The sequence below is a fragment of the Alteromonas oceanisediminis genome, from assembly GCF_018474025.1.
GTDB lineage: Bacteria > Pseudomonadota > Gammaproteobacteria > Enterobacterales > Alteromonadaceae > Alteromonas_E > Alteromonas_E oceanisediminis.
In genome coordinates, this window is the sequence record NZ_JAHCTA010000008.1 from 25,169 (window position 1) to 41,777 (window position 16,609).

The window sequence follows — 16,609 nt, forward strand, 5'->3', positions numbered from 1 at the left end:
TTTTTTAAGTGCACATAGTCATCTTGGGTAAAAATATTATCGGATGGTATACAAATAACTTGAGAAAAAACATGCTGCGCCTAGCAGCAAGGAGCTTAGGGCAAATTAGACTCGCCAATCAACTGATGTAATTTCTGATTCTCGCGAAGTAGCTTTTCGAATTTATCCGCATTGAGCGGCTTGCTATACAGATAGCCTTGCAGCATTTCACAATCGTAGCGACGTAAAATTGACAGTTGGTTTTCATGCTCGACACCTTCTGCTACGACTTTAAGTCCGAGGTTGTGCGCGATATTAATAATGGCAGCGGCCATGTGGCGATCAACACTGCTGACTGCGATATCATCAATGAACGCTTTGTCTATCTTTAACGTGTTCAGCGGAAACTTCTTTAAGTAGGCCAGCGATGAATAACCGGTTCCAAAATCATCCAACGCTAAATGGATCCCTCGTTCGCGTAGGCGCTGCATGAGCTTTAAGCCTTGATCGGGATTCTCCATCAAGGTGCCTTCAGTGAGTTCACATTCAAGATGAAGTGGCGAAAGGCCAACTTGGCGAAGTGTTTTATCAATGCGATCATCTAAATCGGGCAATTCAAACTGCTTTGCCGAAATATTGACGGCAACGCGTCCAGCAAATAGCCCTGCATTTACCCAGCGTTTTGTGTCTTCACAGGCTTTGCGCAGGACTTGTTCACCAATTTCAATAATTTGCCCAGTTTGCTCCGCCAGTGGAATAAACTGACTCGGCGAAACGATACCTTTTTGAGGGTGCTCAAATCGCACCAACGCTTCCATACTCACCAGCTTGCCAGACGTGATGTCTACTTTGGGCTGGTAAAATACCGTGAACAAATTGTCGCGAAGCCCTTGTCGTATTAAATTTTCTATTTGTAACTGACGAACCGCGTTTTGATTCATTTCGCCACTGAAGAATTGGTAACTGTTGCCACCGCTATTTTTGGCGAAGTACATGGCAGTGTCGGCGTTCTTCAAAAGCTCTTGCGGGGTCGCACCGTCATCCGGATAGAATGCGATGCCTAAGCTTGCGCTCAGCACAAACTCCTGTTTATTAATCACGAATGGGCGGGAAAGTGTGTCTAATACATTTTGGGCAAAATGCGTGATGGTGTGAACGTCAGCGCGATTTTCCAGCAATAAGCTGAATTCATCACCGCCTAACCGGTAGCAGGTCGCCACAGAACCAACCACGCGCTGCACGCGTCGTGCGATCTGTTTAATAAGAATATCGCCAGTCTGATGGCCTAAAGAATCGTTGATTTTCTTGAAATTATCCATGTCTAAACACATCAAGGTGTGTGGTACGTCCTTGCGCACTAAGTTTTGATGGCTTGCTTGGAAGAATGAGCGATTTGGTAAGTCGGTCAGCGGATCAACATTGGCGAGCTTGAGTAATTCTTTCTCAGTATTTTTACGTGAAGTGATATCAGAAAAAACACCCACATAATGGCTGATCTTGCTGTCGTCACCGTAAACAGCATCGATATTAAGCTCCATCTCGAACTTAACGCCGTTACTTCGAAGAGACTCCACTTCACCGGACCAATTACCTTTTTGACGAAGTGACTTTTTAATTTCCTGAGTGAACGCGTCAGGGTATTGATGAAAAAATAAGTAACTTGCCAACGCTTTCTCGCGGGTTTCCCCCGTGTACTTACAATACGCATTGTTCACTGATACAAAGCGGAACTCGGTGTTGGTGATGAATACCCCTTCAGAAATATTCTCAATTGACCGTTTAAACAGGTACAACTGCTCTTCGGCTTGTTTAAGGTGCTGAATGTTTTTTAACGTGCCGGTCATGCGCAATGGTTTATTGTGCTGGTCACGTTTAACCACTTTACCTCGGTCAAGCAACCACAACCATTCGCCCTTATAGGTTTTCGCGCGAAAGGCGGTTTCATAATATTCTGAATTACCATCCAGATGTTCCTGGATCGCGTTTTTAACCCGTTCTATATCGCTCGGGTGAATATTTGCTTCATACGCCGAGTTGGTGCGAATGTCGTCCTGCGGAAAATCTAAGGTGCCCCACATATTGGACCGATGTACTTGCCCTGCGTAAATATCCCAATCCCACAGCTCATCACCACTGCTCCAGAGTGTTAGTTTAAGCCGCTCTTCGCTCTCCTGAATGGCGAGTTGTGAAGCCTTACGTGCCTGGTATTGGCGGATAAAATAAATGGTGGCCAGCGCAAGGAAAAACGCGTAAAAGATCAGAGCATGCTTATGCAACCACAAAGGCGGGGCGATGGTGATATTAAGTCGTGTGCTGTCTGACCAGCCAGAATCAGGCGTTCTAGCTTGTACTTCAAATACATAATTGCCAAAGAGCAAGCTGTTATATGTTTCAGACCGCTCATTTTTACTGTTGTTCCACGTTTCATCCAAGCCAAGTAAACGATGTCTGTACTCGATTTGTTCCTTTGCAAGTGGGTTGACGACTCCAAATTTAAACCCAAATCGGTTTTCTTGGTTCTCCAGATAAATGCTGTCTGTGAGATAAATAGGCTTATCTAAAATAGTCGTTGATTTGTCATCAAAATCAATCGCGCTGTTAAATAGTGTAAACTCAAGTATCTTCGGGGCGGGTGGTACCGTTTGAGATGCGTTTTGTTCATACAAAAAATTCGGGCTAAACCGAGAGATACCACTGGCACCACCAAAATACAGCATATTGTCAGGGCCCGCGGCCGCGGACCACTCAAAATATTCATTATTCTGCAAAGCATTGCTGGGAATAAACTCACCGCGATCCATTCGGGGTAGGGTGATTTCCTGAATACTTTTGGAATCAGCGTACCAAATCGAACTTCCGACACCGACGGCGGCCATCACAGTTGATTTACTGGACGCTTTTCTGTCATCAACAACGAGCGACTGCTTTTCCAGTTTGAAAATACCGTTGACGTCTGTTACTACGTAATAATGACCGGCATGACTGTAGAAAGACGTGATCAATATTGAATGCATCGGGTGCTGAGCATCATCAGCAAATGGGAATGAGAACACTTGCGTGTTGGGTTCAAAAATCATGGTGCCCGCATTGGTATTGAACCAGACTCTTCCGAGGTCATCCTCTGCTACCGGAATCGCGGTGCTAACGCCCTCTGGGCTACTGATAAACGTAGTTTGTTGTGTAGCAACGTTTAGCTTCACGATCTCATTTTTGTTGTGCCAAAACCAAAGGTAACGTTCGGTTTCTAACATCGAGTCAATCAGACTGCCCTTAAACAGGTGGGCATTTAGCGCTAATTTGTTTTGCTGATCCAACCGATATTGAAAAATTCCATTCGATGTTCCCAGCCAAACTGCACCAGTAAAATCTACGGCAAGGTCCCAGATAGACGACTGTGTGAGTCCTTGATAAATACTCGTGTTCTCGGCTGATTTATCAATAAGATAAATTTTATCCTGTTCACCGGTAGCCCAAACCCGGCCATCAGAGAGCGGCGCGATTGACCAAATATTTTCGAATTTATGCCGAGTGCCGTTTTTATAAAACGAGCTGAGGAGTGTTGGTGCTCGGGGCTGAATCGGAAGTTTTCGATAAACCCCTTCCCATGTTCCAATCCACAGCACGTCATACGGGTCGACATGTAGACTGTATACGTAATTCGCCATGGAGCGTTCTTCACCCTGCCCAACGGTCAGCAGGGTTTGCTCTATCAGCTTTTCACTGTTGATGGAGAGCAAGCCACTGGAAGTACCCACCCAAAGCAGCCCGTTATTGAGTTTGATATCTCGTATGATTAATTCTTTTAAATCGGGTCGGTCGGCGTCTCCGAAAACATCACGAACGCGATTACCGTCAAAAACTTCAAACAGACCTTTGTCAGTTCCCAACCAGTAACTGCCTGCGTATTGCTCCATGGTGATCAGTGACTTTACCGGTAATTTCATATTCCATGGGTTTTCGTTGGCCAAATTGTAAATTTGCTGGTCATCAGGATTGAAGGCAAAAACGCCATTCCCAACCGTGCCCATCCATATTTTTTCATTGTCTTGGTAGAGAACGTTGATTTGAAATTGAGGAAAATTGCTCTGCGGCGTGTCTAGCCTTTCAATCGTGTCGTCAACCACGGTATAACGATAAAGGCCGCGCTGGTCGGTCAGAAGGAGCGTGCCGTTATTGCCTTGTGTAAGTGCGGTGATATGGCCATCGACCAGGGGGCTGTTTAGCGCTGTATAATTGATGAATCGCTCTGTATCAGCGTCGAAACGGGCGAGTCCCTGAGACCCGGCAACCCACAACCGGCCTAATTGATCAGTTGCTATCGCATTGATATCACCATAGAGCACCCGGTTCTGACTGTCTTGCTGAAACGAAAACTTCTCTTTTTCGTATCCGTCGTAGCGGATCAGTCCGCTTGTGCTGGCCATCCAAATAAACCCGTACTTATCCTGCACAATATGATTGACGCTAGGTGCGTCGTCTATTGCTCGTACGAAGGGGCGACTAAGATAGGATTGTGAAAAAGCATAAAATACCGGCAGCGCAAAAAGCGCCGCGAAGATAAACAAGCGTATTGTAAAACCGCGGGTTCTACTGCTGAGCACAAAATACCTATTAGCAGCGATTAGCTGCCTTATAATTTTTGTTATTTGCGTTCCATGCGTTCAACGGTAAATATGCCAAGTTGCTCTGCACTGTACAAGCTATTTATGGGCTAAAGTATTGTTCTAGTACAAATATCAAGCAAGTTTTACGATTTTTGTCACTTAAAGATAAGTCATCTGTGATTTGAACACATCAACATCATTGAGAATTTTCGCATTATCGCGTTGCGCAAATGATTCATCCACCGAACCGTTGCCATGACTGAACAGCACGAGTTCGCCAAAGGATTGACGCTGCTGCAGTTGAACTGCATGCGCAACCAGGTTCTCGAATGTGAGTGCCGAGACGTGATTAGCCATTTGCTCGTTCCGATTAAATTGCGTGTCGTTCAATCCCAGGCTCATCCATAAACGTTGCGCACGAGCCGTCGAACTGATGTCAGTACAGCGAAGTTGTCGAATGATGTTTTGTTGGATCTGCGGCCAAAACTCGCGATAGTAATCGATGTGCTCTAGTTGGGTGATGAGAAACTGTGTGATTTCGTTCACCAGCGTCTGCGCATCTGCAGACGGGGACTGCACGTAAAACACCATACCGGCGCGGGCGTTGTGCGTGACGAAACCACTGCCTACGATATAGCCCAGTTTTTTCTGCGTGCGTAATACTGAAAAGAATGGCGACGTGAGCATCTGCTCCAACACCATGGTTAGCGCCGTGTGAAATGCGCTACTGGAGGGCGCTTGCAAAAACAGCATGGCAGCTGAGTCAGACTGCTGACTATCAACATGGTGAAAATACGTATACTGAGGCGTTAATTTAACCACATCACGACTGATAGCGGCGTAATCATAGTCAACGTGCGTCTTTTCAGCCAGAAGTGTAGTGATCGCGTCAGCATCACTGGCTCGCCACTGACCGTGTAAAAAACCTTGTACTGAAAACGCGTTTAACGCCTGAGCTCGGTAATTCAGTGTATCTTCCAACGACAAGGTATTAAGCGCAGAGAGCACGGCTTGAGGCGCGTGACTGTAACGCTGCATGAGTACGCCAAGCCGGGAGAATAAACGGTTAACCGGTTTGTTTAGCAGGCTATTTTGTAAGCTTCTGGCGAGCGCGTCTTGCGCATAGGTAAAGCGCTCAGGTGAAATTGAGTGCGTGAATAGGGCGTTAGTTAATTTACTGACTAAGTCCTTCTGTTTCAGACTAAAGCCAGATGTGTGAATACTCAACCCACCTTGATGGCCATAGATTCTATAGTGCAGGCCAGCAATTTCAGCGGCGTAAAAGTCACCTTGAATTGCGTCACAAAGGCTAGACACCCACGCCTTTTTGGCTGCCATCATTGCGGGCTCTGACACCAGTGTCGGAAACTCGAATGATAGATAACAATCAGCCAGTGGCTGTTTAATGTCGGCATGTCCAGCTATCCAAACCTCAGCATTTTTTTGTTGCCAGAAACGCTTAGGGCGTTCATTGGCAAAGTCGCCTGAACGGCGTTCGCCATGAGCACTCACATAAGGGTTTGGCTGAGGCAGTGAGAGCTGTTGCAAATCAATGGATTCATTGGTGGGGGCAGACCATGCTCGTATTGTCTCTTTAGACAGGTGGGTCATAGCGTACGGCGTATCATACCACTGCGCTATGTTATCGGTCGCGACAGACTGGCTAATATATTTCAACCTGAGTGTGCTGGGATTTAACTGCGCGAGTAAATGCTTAATGGAAGAAAGATTGTATTCAGGTGCTTCAAATTCAAGCTGACAGAGCGACTCAGCATCAAATCGAAAAAGACCATTTGCTAATTGCCCTGCCAACTCGGAGGTTGCCAGAACCTTGCGCTGCTGGCAATGCAGCTTGTCCATATTTCGTCGCTCTTCCAATCGCCATTGTTGCGGCTCGTCCCCTGATAAGTGGCCTAAATAGGTGAAAATCGCGTGCGCAATATCGTATCGATGGTGAGCGCCTTCAGCGCTGACCTGCATATTGATGTTGAGATCTTTGAAATTGCGCCCGTCTATGCCGCCGCCCGCATTTAAGCTGCTTACCCAACCACGCTTTTTCAGTACCGAGAGGATACTGCCTTTACTTTCATCACCCAGTAAATGACTAATGAACCCGAGTGCGGGAATATCTTCAATCGTTAATGCCGGCAAGGCAAACGTAAGGATTAACCGACGAGTATCTGATAGCGGTTTAACGACAATTTCAACACCGAGCTCATTGGCCGTGTAAAGCGGCGGAAGCTCCGGCTTAGAGCGCTGTTCTCCTGTGGGGATAGCACCTAATGTGGCTTTCGCGATGGGCAGAATCACAGACATCTCAAGATCAGATACAACAGTGACGCACACGTTTTGCCCGCAAAATGCGCTATCGTGTAACGCGTGCAGCCGACGTTTCAACGCCGCTACATCATATTGCTGAAAAATATGTTTATTTCCCACCGAAAACTGGCTAAAGGGATGCTGCGGATTGGCCGTTTCTTTATGCACTTGATAGAGCCGCCGCAAATCATCATTCTGTTTAAACCGGAACTCTGCATCAATGGTGTCAATTTCTGCATTGATGGCATTGTGATTGAATAGTGGGTGTTCAAGCATATCTGCCAGCACAGAAAAGGTTTTGCGCAGGTGCATGCTATGACATTCACCTTGCACCGTCATGGTTTCGGTACTGGTAAACGCATTTAGACTGCCACCGAGTCGTTCTATTGTTTCAATGGCCTGATTGGGTTCAGGCCAATTTTCACTGCCCATAAACAGCATGTGTTCTAGCAAATGGTGCAATCCTTGGCAATCCGCTGGATCATCAAAATGCCCTGAGCCAATGGCAGCAGCGAAAGCCGTTTTACCTGGCTTGCTCGTCTTGACGTGAAGCAACTTTACACCGTTATCGAGCACAAATTGTTGGCATTGAGAGCTTTTGCGGTTCAAGAGTGTCATACAGAGTGATGAAAACCATTCGTTTGAGCATAGTCGATTGGTTTGTTTGCACAATCCTTTTGTGATTATTCTTGTGAACTAGTTGTAATTTTAGCGGGAATACTTCACAGTTTCTTAAACGCTTATGTTGAGCGTTGTAGACAAATACTGGCGAAAACCTTGAGTGATGTAAACGCGCAATCGACGACTAGGGTTGTTATTATTCGACATGGTGAAGCGGAGCCTGCATTTTCGAACGACAGAGCGCGGGCGTTAACCGAACGCGGGCGCCAACAGGTCACGACGGCCATGCGGGAAATCGAAACCCACATGTCCGGCACGGGCGCATTTGACCTAGCGCTCATCAGCCCTTACCGGCGCACACAGCAAACTTATGACATACTGACCGTTGGCTTGCGTGTTAAACGTAAAATCGATTGCGAACAAGTTACGCCAATGAATTCAGCCAAGGAAGCGCAGTGGATTGTGGCCGGTGCCAGTGATACCTGCCGCTCGATTTTAGTCGTTAGTCATATGCCTCTGGTTAGCTTCTTAACGGCCGAACTGTGCAATCTCTCTTCACCACCGCTGTTCGCTACCAGTGCCTTCGCGGTAATTGATTTAGTGAAAGCCAACGGAATCGGTCAGTTGATAACGTTAAATCAGCAACACGATTAGGTTCAGAAAATAGACGGCTGACCGATAACAATATAACTTCTCACTACCACTGAATTGACGTTACGGATCATGAGCAGAAACGCTGTGCTGGCTTTACCCGCACAACTCAAAAAAGCTTTGGAACAACATCGCAATCAAGCCGATATTGCAGATGATGAAGAGCTTTCTGAGTTGATGGGTAAACTGGATTCGCTGAACGACAAGGTGAGTTTCTACAAATCAAAAATTCAGCGTTTGCGTCAAGGTTAACTGCAGCGTTTAGGATTCATCCAGTTTCGCTTTCTCTGCCTTATACAAATCAGGCATGACCCGCAACGTTTTCACTTTATTATCGCTGATATCGACGATTTCCATTGGATAGCCTGCGAGACGCAAACTGACTTTGTTATCCGGGATTTCTTCCAAATACTCGACCACTAAGCCACTTAATGTTTTTGGCCCTTCCAGCGGCAAATTCCAATTCATTTCTTTATTGAGTTCGCGCACGTTTGCGCTCCCATCGACAAGCACACTGCCGTCTTGTTGTACGGTAACTTCTTTACTGTGTGTGGGTATCATGCTGGTGGTGAAATCACCGATAATTTCTTCAAGAATATCTTCAAGTGTCACCAACCCCTGAATATCGCCATATTCATCAACCACAAGACCAATTCGCTCTTTTTCGGCCTGAAATTTGTACATGAGCGTGTGAAGTTGAGTGGATTCAGGGGTGTAATAAATTTCCCGCACAGCCCGCAGTAGTGTCGCTTTTGAGAATTGGTCTTTAGAGAGTAAGCGCAGCGCATCACGCACATGTACGAAACCGACGGCGTCGTCAATTTTATCTCTAAACAATAAAACGCGTGTGTGTTGAGAATTCACCAACTGACGTTGAATGTCTTTCCAATCGTCGTTGACGTCAATAGCCACGATTTCATTCCGAGGAACCATAATGTCTTCAGCGGTGACATTCTCCAAATCTAGGATGCTCACCAACATATCTTGGTGGCGTTTGGGTATCAAAGCGCCCGCTTCGAACACAATGGTGCGTAGTTCTTCGCGACTCAGTGAGTCGCTACTGCCGTCAGTGGGTTTAATGCGCAGCAGTGCTAGCAGCCCGTTGGTGATGCCATTGATCAGAAACACCATGGGGTAAAGCAGTTTCATTAAAGGTAAAAGTAGCAATGAACTTGGAAAAGCAATTCTTTCAGGGTAGAGCGCAGCGAGTGTCTTAGGCGTGACTTCAGCAAAAACCAAGATCACTAAGGTCAACCCAACGGTCACCAGAATGGGCCCCCATATTGGACCGAACAAGCGCATACAGATTTCAGTCGCAACCACCGTCGCGGCAATATTGACCAGATTATTCCCAATCAGAATCAGGCCGATTAACCTGTCGGGCCTATCTAGCAGCGCCTGAACACGCTTAGCCGCACTGTGATTTTCGTTCACCAGATGTTTGAGGCGGTACCGGTTCAGCGACATCATGCCGGTTTCGGAACTTGAGAAGTAAGCAGAGCACAAGATGAGCACGCTCAGTATGATAAATAGCGTGCCAGTGGATAAAACGTCCAACAGATTTTCCCTTCGTTATTTGCGAAAGCCAATGTAGTGGCTAGCCGTGTATGATTCAAGTGAAACTTTTGTTTGACTCATTCTACAATAAGACCTCGCGCACAAAGCGGCTGCCGAAGTAAGCGAGTGTTAATAGGGTGCTTCCAATCGCGGCTGTCAGCAATAAAGGTCGGCCCCGCCAACCCCATTGCCAAGCGCCTAGTAGGCCTAATGCATAAACCGCAAATGCCATCAGCGTTAAGACGGTTTTATGAATATGCTGATGGTCGAACATATTATTTAAGAACAGCCCGCCGCTGACAATCGCGATTAACAATAGCAGAGTGCCCACGGACAATAGCTTGTTGAGAATAGACTCAACGGTCATCAGCGGTGGCAGTGATGAATGCAATAACGCGGTGCTTTTTTCTTTAAGTTGCGTGTTGGTGTAGGCGACTTGCAGGGCATACAGCAGTGCTATGGTCAGTGTGCCGTAGGCAAACAAAGACAGCGTGATATGGATAACAATACCGGGTTTTAGGGCGATATTCACCACGTAGGTTGCGGGCAGCAGAATGGTCAACAGCAACGATAAGGCCGCAAAGCAAAAGACGACAGGCAGCAATATGACATTCTTCAGATAAAAACTGCTGATCAGCATCGACACCGTCATTAGCCAGGCAACTAACGACAGCACGTTGGTCATGCTCATGTTTTGCGCTGCTGGTGCCAGGTTGATATCGCCTGCGGCACTGACTGAAAAATAGAGCGACACGAGGTGGAGCAAAGCCGCTACGCCAGCCAATCCCCGGCTCATCAAATCCTTGGGGCCGTCGATATGGAAAAAACGCCCCGTCAGTGCCAGAGTCGAAACGATATAAAGCAAAGCGGCAAGTGTTGCGAGCGTAAATATCAGTGGTGTCGTCACATGCATCCTTTAGTGTGGCAATGCGTTAAGGCGGCCTATTCGTTTTCATTGCCGCGAGTTCATAGGGTAGATAGTAATCAAGCAGTGTGTTAATTGCCAGATCATTGCAAAGTCCGGGTTAGCACTCTAATCACTTTCCGTTATAATGCGGGCATATTCTCTGAGAGTAAAACGCACTCATGTTTGAAAATTTAACCGATCGCTTAAGTAAGACGTTACGTGACGTCAGTGGCAAAGGCCGCTTAACAGAAGACAATATTAAAGACACTTTGCGCGAAGTGCGCATGGCATTATTGGAAGCGGACGTCGCGCTGCCTGTGGTGAAAGATTTCGTCAATCAGGTTAAACAGCGGGCGCTAGGCACTGAGGTGAGCAAGAGTCTCAAGCCCGGCCAGATGTTCATTAAGGTCGTTCAATCCGAGCTTGAATCTGTCATGGGCAATGCAAATGAAAAACTCGATCTGAGTGTTCAACCGCCTGCCGTCGTGTTGATGGCGGGTCTGCAGGGGGCTGGTAAAACGACTAGCGTGGGTAAGCTGGCCAAGCATTTGCGCGAACGCGAAAACAAAAAAGTGCTGGTGGTCAGTGCTGACGTGTACCGACCTGCGGCCATCAAGCAGCTAGAAACATTAGCAGCGGAAGTGGAAGTAGAGTGTTTTCCATCAACCGTATTGCAAAAGCCTGTTGATATCGTTCAAGCAGCAATTGACCATGCAAAGCGGAAGTTTTTCGACGTATTGTTGGTCGATACTGCCGGTCGCCTCCATGTTGACGGCGAGATGATGTCTGAAATTCAGGCGCTTCATAAAGCGGTAAACCCTGTTGAAACGTTGTTTGTCGTCGATGCGATGACGGGGCAGGATGCGGCCAATACCGCCAAAGCATTCAATGAGGCGTTACCCCTCACCGGTGTCATATTAACCAAAGCCGATGGCGATGCCCGCGGGGGTGCGGCGTTGTCTGTGCGGCATATCACGGGTAAACCTATCAAATTCTTGGGTATGGGCGAAAAGGTTGATGCACTTGAACCTTTCCACCCAGAAAGGCTTGCATCCCGCATTCTGGGCATGGGCGATGTGTTGTCGCTGATTGAGGAAGTTGAACGCAAGGTCGATAAGAAAAAAGCGCAACAATTGGCCAGTAAAGTTCAGAAAGGTAAAGGTTTTGATTTGCAGGACTTTAAGGAGCAACTGGAACAGATGCGCAACATGGGGGGCATGATGTCGCTAATGGACAAGATGCCCGGCATGGGCAAGATGACCTCACAGATCAAAGAAAAAGCCAATGACAAACAGTTCAACCAGATGGAAGCGATTATCAACTCGATGACGCCTGCCGAACGCCAGCGCCCTGATGTAATCAAAGGCTCACGGAAGAAACGCATCGCCGCCGGATCAGGCACGCAAATTCAGGATGTGAACCGCTTATTGAAACAATTCACGCAAATGCAAAAAATGATGAAAAAAATGTCCGGTGGCGGCATGAAAAAGATGATGCGTGGAATGGGCGGTATGATGCCACCCGGCGGCATGGGTGGCCCCGGCGGGATGTTCCCGCCTCGATAATCATGAGCATCATTGTCACGCGTTTGTGGGTGTTCTCTACACTGGTGTCCATTGTGTTTTTTGCGATGCCCGCTGGTGCTAAGCCAATGTGTGATAATGCTATCGTGATGACCTTCAGTGGAGATTGGCCGCCCTATCTTTATAGAACAACGGGCAATCATTACGCAGGTTCTGACTATGCCGTTTTACATGAAACACTGCGGGCGATGGAGTGTGAACTGGAAGTTTTGACGATGAATGAAAAGAGAGTCGCCAAAGAATTGCCTAAAGGTACGTTTGACGTATCGTTAGGAGCCTCTTATACCCCGCAACGCGCAGATCACTATCATTTTTCAACACCTTATCGTACAGAATCGGTCGGTCTTATCTATCGGATTGATATGCATTTGGTTTCTCTGGTGAGTATGGAAGAAGCGTTGAGAAGCGGTAAAAAAGTGGCGCTTAATACGCATGGCTATTTTGGTGAAGAGGTCGAGTCACTCAAATCGCGCTTTCCAACATCCTTTGTTCATCAGTTTGATTTACCCCAACGAGTTGCCTTGCTTGAGCAAGGTCGCGTCGATATGGTCATTGATGACAAAGGGGCTTTGTGTACCGTTTTTTCGCAGCAAGCTAATGCGACGTGGGTTGTGTCGCCGGTGTCACTCCACGTGACTGAAGTACATTTTATATTTTCTAAAGCGGCAGTGCCTCAGCAATGGATAACGTCATTTAACCGGTACTTAGCGAAAACCCTGCAAGCCTCAGACAGTCTGGCTAAAACACCCTCGCCATCTTGCTAAGTTTCTCCTTGATTCCATGGTCAATTTCCGTATAATCTCGCGACCTTAATTTCGGGGGCTGTTAAGTCCATCGATGTTAGGTAATTAGTTAACGGTAACGCTACAACGAGTTGAGGCAATTATGGTTATTATTCGTTTACAGCGTGGTGGTGCTAAAAAGCGCCCATTTTATCAAGTTGTGGTGGCAGACAGTCGCCGCGCGCGCAACGGTCGTTTTATTGAAAACATCGGCTTTTTCAATCCTACAGCGCAAGGTCAGGCAGAGCGTTTACGCTTAGATCTTGATCGTGTTGAGCATTGGGTTGGGCAGGGCGCTGGTCTTTCTGACCGTGTATCACGCTTGGTAAAAGATGCAAAAAAAGCGACTGCGTAAGCAGTCCTGAAAGAGGTATAGATGAGTCTAGCGTCTGACACACTGGTGATTGGCAAAATCGGCGCGCCGTATGGCGTTAAAGGTTGGGTTAAAATCAACAGCTATACCGATGAATCGACAGGTATTTTTGACTACACTCCGTGGATACTGAGTGATGCGAAGACTTACCTGATTGAGCAATGGCGTCCAAACGGCAAAACCTTGGTGGCGAAATTGGCCGGTGTCGACAATCGCGATGATGCAGAGCGCATCAAAAACTGCGATATCAGCATTCAGTCAGACCAGCTACCTGCGTTAGACGGGGACGATTTTTACTGGCGCGACCTGATCGGCATGCAAGTGGAAACACTGGATGGCTACGGGTTGGGCACGGTAAAGGAAATGTTTGAAACTGGCGCCAACGATGTCATGTTGGTAAAAGCGCAAAGCAATGACGCCTTTGGTCAGAAAGAACGCATGCTGCCCTTTATCCGCGAGAGCGTGATCAAATCGGTGGATATGCAGGCGAAGACTATCACGGTCGATTGGGACCCAGGATTTTAATGCCAGCGACGAGTTGGTTTGGGCTGGTCAGTTTATTTCCTGACATGTTTAACAGCATCGCCCAAGAGGGAGTGTTTGGCAGAGCCGTTAAGTCTGGTGTGTTGGAACTCTCTCACTTTAATCCTCGGGATTATACCCACGATAAACATCGTACCGTGGATGACCGGCCTTACGGCGGTGGTCCCGGTATGTTGATGATGGTTCAGCCATTAACAGACGCAATTCTGGCTGCTAAAGCAGCGGCTAGTGGCAACACTAAGGTGATTTATTTATCGCCTCAGGGCAGAAAGCTGGATCAGGCTGGCGCTATTGAGCTGGCCTCGATGGACAGTTTGATATTAGTGTGTGGTCGGTACGAAGGTATTGATGAGCGCGTGATTGAAAACCACATTGACGAAGAATGGTCAATCGGTGATTACGTGCTCAGCGGCGGTGAACTCGCTGCTATGGTGTTGATGGATGCGGTTGCCAGGTTAAAGCCCGGTGTCTTGGGTCATCATCAATCAGCAGAGCAAGATTCATTTAGTCAGAATTTACTCGATTGCCCTCATTACACCAGGCCCGAAGTGTTGGGTGATAAAGCCGTACCCAGTGTCTTGCTGAGCGGTGATCACGAAAAAATCAGGCAGTGGCGACTGCAACAAGCTCTTGGTAGAACTTGGTTAAGACGCCCTGAATTAATTAAACATCGAGCTCTGACTGAGGAGCAGAAACGTTTGCTAGATGAATTTCAGCAAGCGTGGAAGCGGCACAACGACAGTTAACTCAATGAGAGGATATGATGAGTAAAGTGAGTCAAGATATCATCAAAAAAATTGAGCAAGCACAGCTCAAAACTGATGTGCCGGCGTTTGGTCCGGGTGACACAGTAATCGTTAAAGTGCGTGTTAAAGAAGGCGAAAAAGAACGTCTTCAGGCGTATGAAGGTGTTGTTATTGCGAAGCGTAACCGTGGCCTGCACTCGTCTTTCACAGTACGTAAAATCTCTAGTGGTGAAGGTGTAGAGCGTGTGTTCCAAACTCACAGCCCTGCAATCGCTGAGATTTCTGTTAAACGTCGTGGTGACGTGCGTCGTGCTAAGCTTTACTTCTTACGTGAGCGTTCAGGTAAATCTGCGCGTATCAAAGAGAAGCTTAACTAAAATACTAATTTCTGCGTTAACGTTAACTAATTCGAAAGCCCGCATCACGCGGGCTTTTTTGTCGCTCAAAATCAATTACACCGGATGTCAGGTATTTTTACAGTGCGGTGTTGGATTATCTCTAACCATTTGAAAATCATAAAATAAAATTCTGGCACAGTATTTTCATTATATCATCCTATCAGTGGACCATGTTGAAACTCGTTCAGCTGATAATGGTGTCAGGTGATGTCTTTTGTTGTTGGAGCAACGGCTCCATAAGAGGTAATCATGTCTTTTCTGCGTTTAGTCTTGTTGAGCTTAGCGGGTGTGTTTTCCACGCCGTCATTAGCCTCACTGATCTTGGTCGAACAACCTAGCGACTACAAAAAGTTGTTTTTTTCAGAAGTGAAAGTGGATGAAAATTTATCCTCTGGCGCTACCGCTGGAAAGGACGTGTTTCTCACTCATGGTGAACAATGGGGCAATAATACAACGCGCGACCTTGCTTGGAAATCGCTCAGCAACAGCGCACTGTTTTCTCATCAGTTTACGTGGTCATTAAGTCGTTCAGGCACCACAACAACATTTAAGTTAGATGACTTCATTCTCACCCATACGTCTGCTGCGGGTGTGTGGAATACACTGGGTATTTGGATGAATGTGAGTGGTTTTGATGGGCTTTTTTCATCCTCTAGTCTAACATTTTCAGTCGATGGAAATGATTTTGGTGTCACCCGTGATACGCCATCTACATTCTATTTGCAGCATCAAAACGGCCAAGCGTTGACTGATGTGTCAGGAACTGCCACATTTAGCTGGGCGCTGGATCCGAATTACGCGGGCACCCGTTTTAATCCTAACGGTCGAGCGATGTTTTCAATCAAAGCGCTTGAAGCCCAATCAGTTCCCGAGCCCGAAGCATTGGCGCTGGCGCTTGTTGGCGGCTTAATGTTAATGTGTATGCGCCGTCGCCAATACGCACACTGAGCTTTGCGCTCAAGTGATGCTTAACGCCCGTCACGCGATGGGCGCCACCTTGATTGGAGTCTATTGAAGTCTACATGGTCCCGCTAACCGAATTATTGCCAATGGACTCCAGTCGAAAACAACAGCGGCACCGCGCCAAGCAGCTGTGCTTTGCGCTCAATCAATTGTCGCCCGATAGCAAAGCTGAACGCAAACAAACCCTTGCAAAGCTGCTGCCGTTTGCCAAAACAGCAATCATAGAAACCCCATTCACCTGTGACTTCGGCAATAACATCGTGGCAGGCGATAAACTTTACCTGAACCACAATGTAGTCATTCTTGATGGGGCGAGAGTCACCTTTGGCGACCGAGTCATGGTCGGCCCGAATAGTGTGATCACCGCAACAACGCATCCTAAAGATGCGCAAAAAAGAGCATCGGGTATTCAACTGGTTGCGCCGGTGATGGTGGGCAACGATGTCTGGCTGGGGGCGAATGTCATTGTGCTACCCGGCGTTACCATTGGTGATGGCGCTATCATCGGCGCGGGTGTCACCGTAACTCGTGACATCGCCGCAGGCGAAATCTTTACAGGCCGCAACGCAATTTAATCGCGAAT

14 protein-coding genes are annotated in these 16,609 nt (G+C 47.3%); 10 read left to right on the forward strand and 4 right to left on the reverse strand.

Going from position 1 to position 16,609, the window contains the following annotated elements:
• Positions 1–95 precede the first annotated feature (95 nt).
• Both KIU71_RS13955 and KIU71_RS13960 read right to left on the reverse strand, forming a co-directional pair.
• The gene (locus KIU71_RS13955; protein WP_315853298.1) at positions 96–4,580 is read right to left on the reverse strand and encodes an EAL domain-containing protein; all 4,485 of its coding nucleotides are present in this window, start codon (positions 4,578–4,580) and stop codon (positions 96–98) included.
• 162 nt (positions 4,581–4,742) lie between these two features.
• Positions 4,743–7,520 carry an insulinase family protein gene (locus KIU71_RS13960; protein WP_214131917.1) on the reverse strand — a complete coding sequence of 926 codons (2,778 nt, stop codon included), beginning with the start codon at positions 7,518–7,520 and terminating at the stop codon, positions 4,743–4,745.
• 159 nt (positions 7,521–7,679) lie between these two features.
• Here KIU71_RS13960 and KIU71_RS13965 point away from each other — a divergent pair, with 159 nt between their 5' ends.
• Positions 7,680–8,177 (forward strand): SixA phosphatase family protein, encoded by a 498-nt coding sequence (locus KIU71_RS13965; protein ID WP_214131918.1) that lies wholly within the window; start codon positions 7,680–7,682, stop codon positions 8,175–8,177.
• 69 nt (positions 8,178–8,246) lie between these two features.
• On the forward strand, positions 8,247–8,426 hold the full coding sequence (locus tag KIU71_RS13970) for a hypothetical protein (RefSeq protein WP_214131919.1): 180 nt from the start codon (positions 8,247–8,249) through the stop codon (positions 8,424–8,426).
• 9 nt (positions 8,427–8,435) lie between these two features.
• Here KIU71_RS13970 and KIU71_RS13975 read toward each other — a convergent pair whose 3' ends face one another.
• Positions 8,436–9,731 carry an HlyC/CorC family transporter gene (locus KIU71_RS13975; RefSeq protein WP_214131920.1) on the reverse strand — a complete coding sequence of 432 codons (1,296 nt, stop codon included), beginning with the start codon at positions 9,729–9,731 and terminating at the stop codon, positions 8,436–8,438.
• 82 nt (positions 9,732–9,813) lie between these two features.
• Positions 9,814–10,638, reverse strand: coding sequence for a cytochrome C assembly family protein (locus tag KIU71_RS13980; RefSeq protein WP_315853299.1), 825 nt, complete (start codon positions 10,636–10,638; stop codon positions 9,814–9,816).
• 179 nt (positions 10,639–10,817) lie between these two features.
• Here KIU71_RS13980 and ffh point away from each other — a divergent pair, with 179 nt between their 5' ends.
• The 8 genes from ffh (at position 10,818) to KIU71_RS14020 (ending at position 16,601) form a co-directional block, all read left to right on the forward strand.
• Positions 10,818–12,203, forward strand: a complete 1,386-nt coding sequence (gene ffh, locus KIU71_RS13985) for a signal recognition particle protein (protein WP_214131922.1) — start codon at positions 10,818–10,820, stop codon at positions 12,201–12,203.
• Between the two features lie 2 nt (positions 12,204–12,205).
• Positions 12,206–12,985, forward strand: coding sequence for a substrate-binding periplasmic protein (locus KIU71_RS13990; RefSeq protein WP_214131923.1), 780 nt, complete (start codon positions 12,206–12,208; stop codon positions 12,983–12,985).
• A gap of 121 nt (positions 12,986–13,106) precedes the next feature.
• Positions 13,107–13,358 (forward strand): 30S ribosomal protein S16, encoded by a 252-nt coding sequence (gene rpsP / locus KIU71_RS13995; RefSeq protein WP_214131924.1) that lies wholly within the window; start codon positions 13,107–13,109, stop codon positions 13,356–13,358.
• A gap of 21 nt (positions 13,359–13,379) precedes the next feature.
• Complete coding sequence (gene rimM / locus KIU71_RS14000; protein ID WP_214131925.1) at positions 13,380–13,901, forward strand: ribosome maturation factor RimM; 522 nt, start codon at positions 13,380–13,382, stop codon at positions 13,899–13,901.
• Positions 13,901–14,665, forward strand: coding sequence for a tRNA (guanosine(37)-N1)-methyltransferase TrmD (trmD, locus tag KIU71_RS14005; protein WP_214131926.1), 765 nt, complete (start codon positions 13,901–13,903; stop codon positions 14,663–14,665). The genes rimM and trmD overlap by 1 nt, the downstream gene beginning before the upstream one ends.
• Positions 14,666–14,682: 17 nt before the next feature.
• Positions 14,683–15,042 (forward strand): 50S ribosomal protein L19, encoded by a 360-nt coding sequence (gene rplS / locus KIU71_RS14010; RefSeq protein ID WP_214132045.1) that lies wholly within the window; start codon positions 14,683–14,685, stop codon positions 15,040–15,042.
• A 270-nt stretch (positions 15,043–15,312) separates the two neighbouring features.
• Positions 15,313–16,011 (forward strand): hypothetical protein, encoded by a 699-nt coding sequence (locus tag KIU71_RS14015; protein ID WP_214131927.1) that lies wholly within the window; start codon positions 15,313–15,315, stop codon positions 16,009–16,011.
• Between the two features lie 74 nt (positions 16,012–16,085).
• Positions 16,086–16,601, forward strand: coding sequence for a sugar O-acetyltransferase (locus KIU71_RS14020; RefSeq protein ID WP_214131928.1), 516 nt, complete (start codon positions 16,086–16,088; stop codon positions 16,599–16,601).
• Positions 16,602–16,609 lie beyond the last annotated feature (8 nt).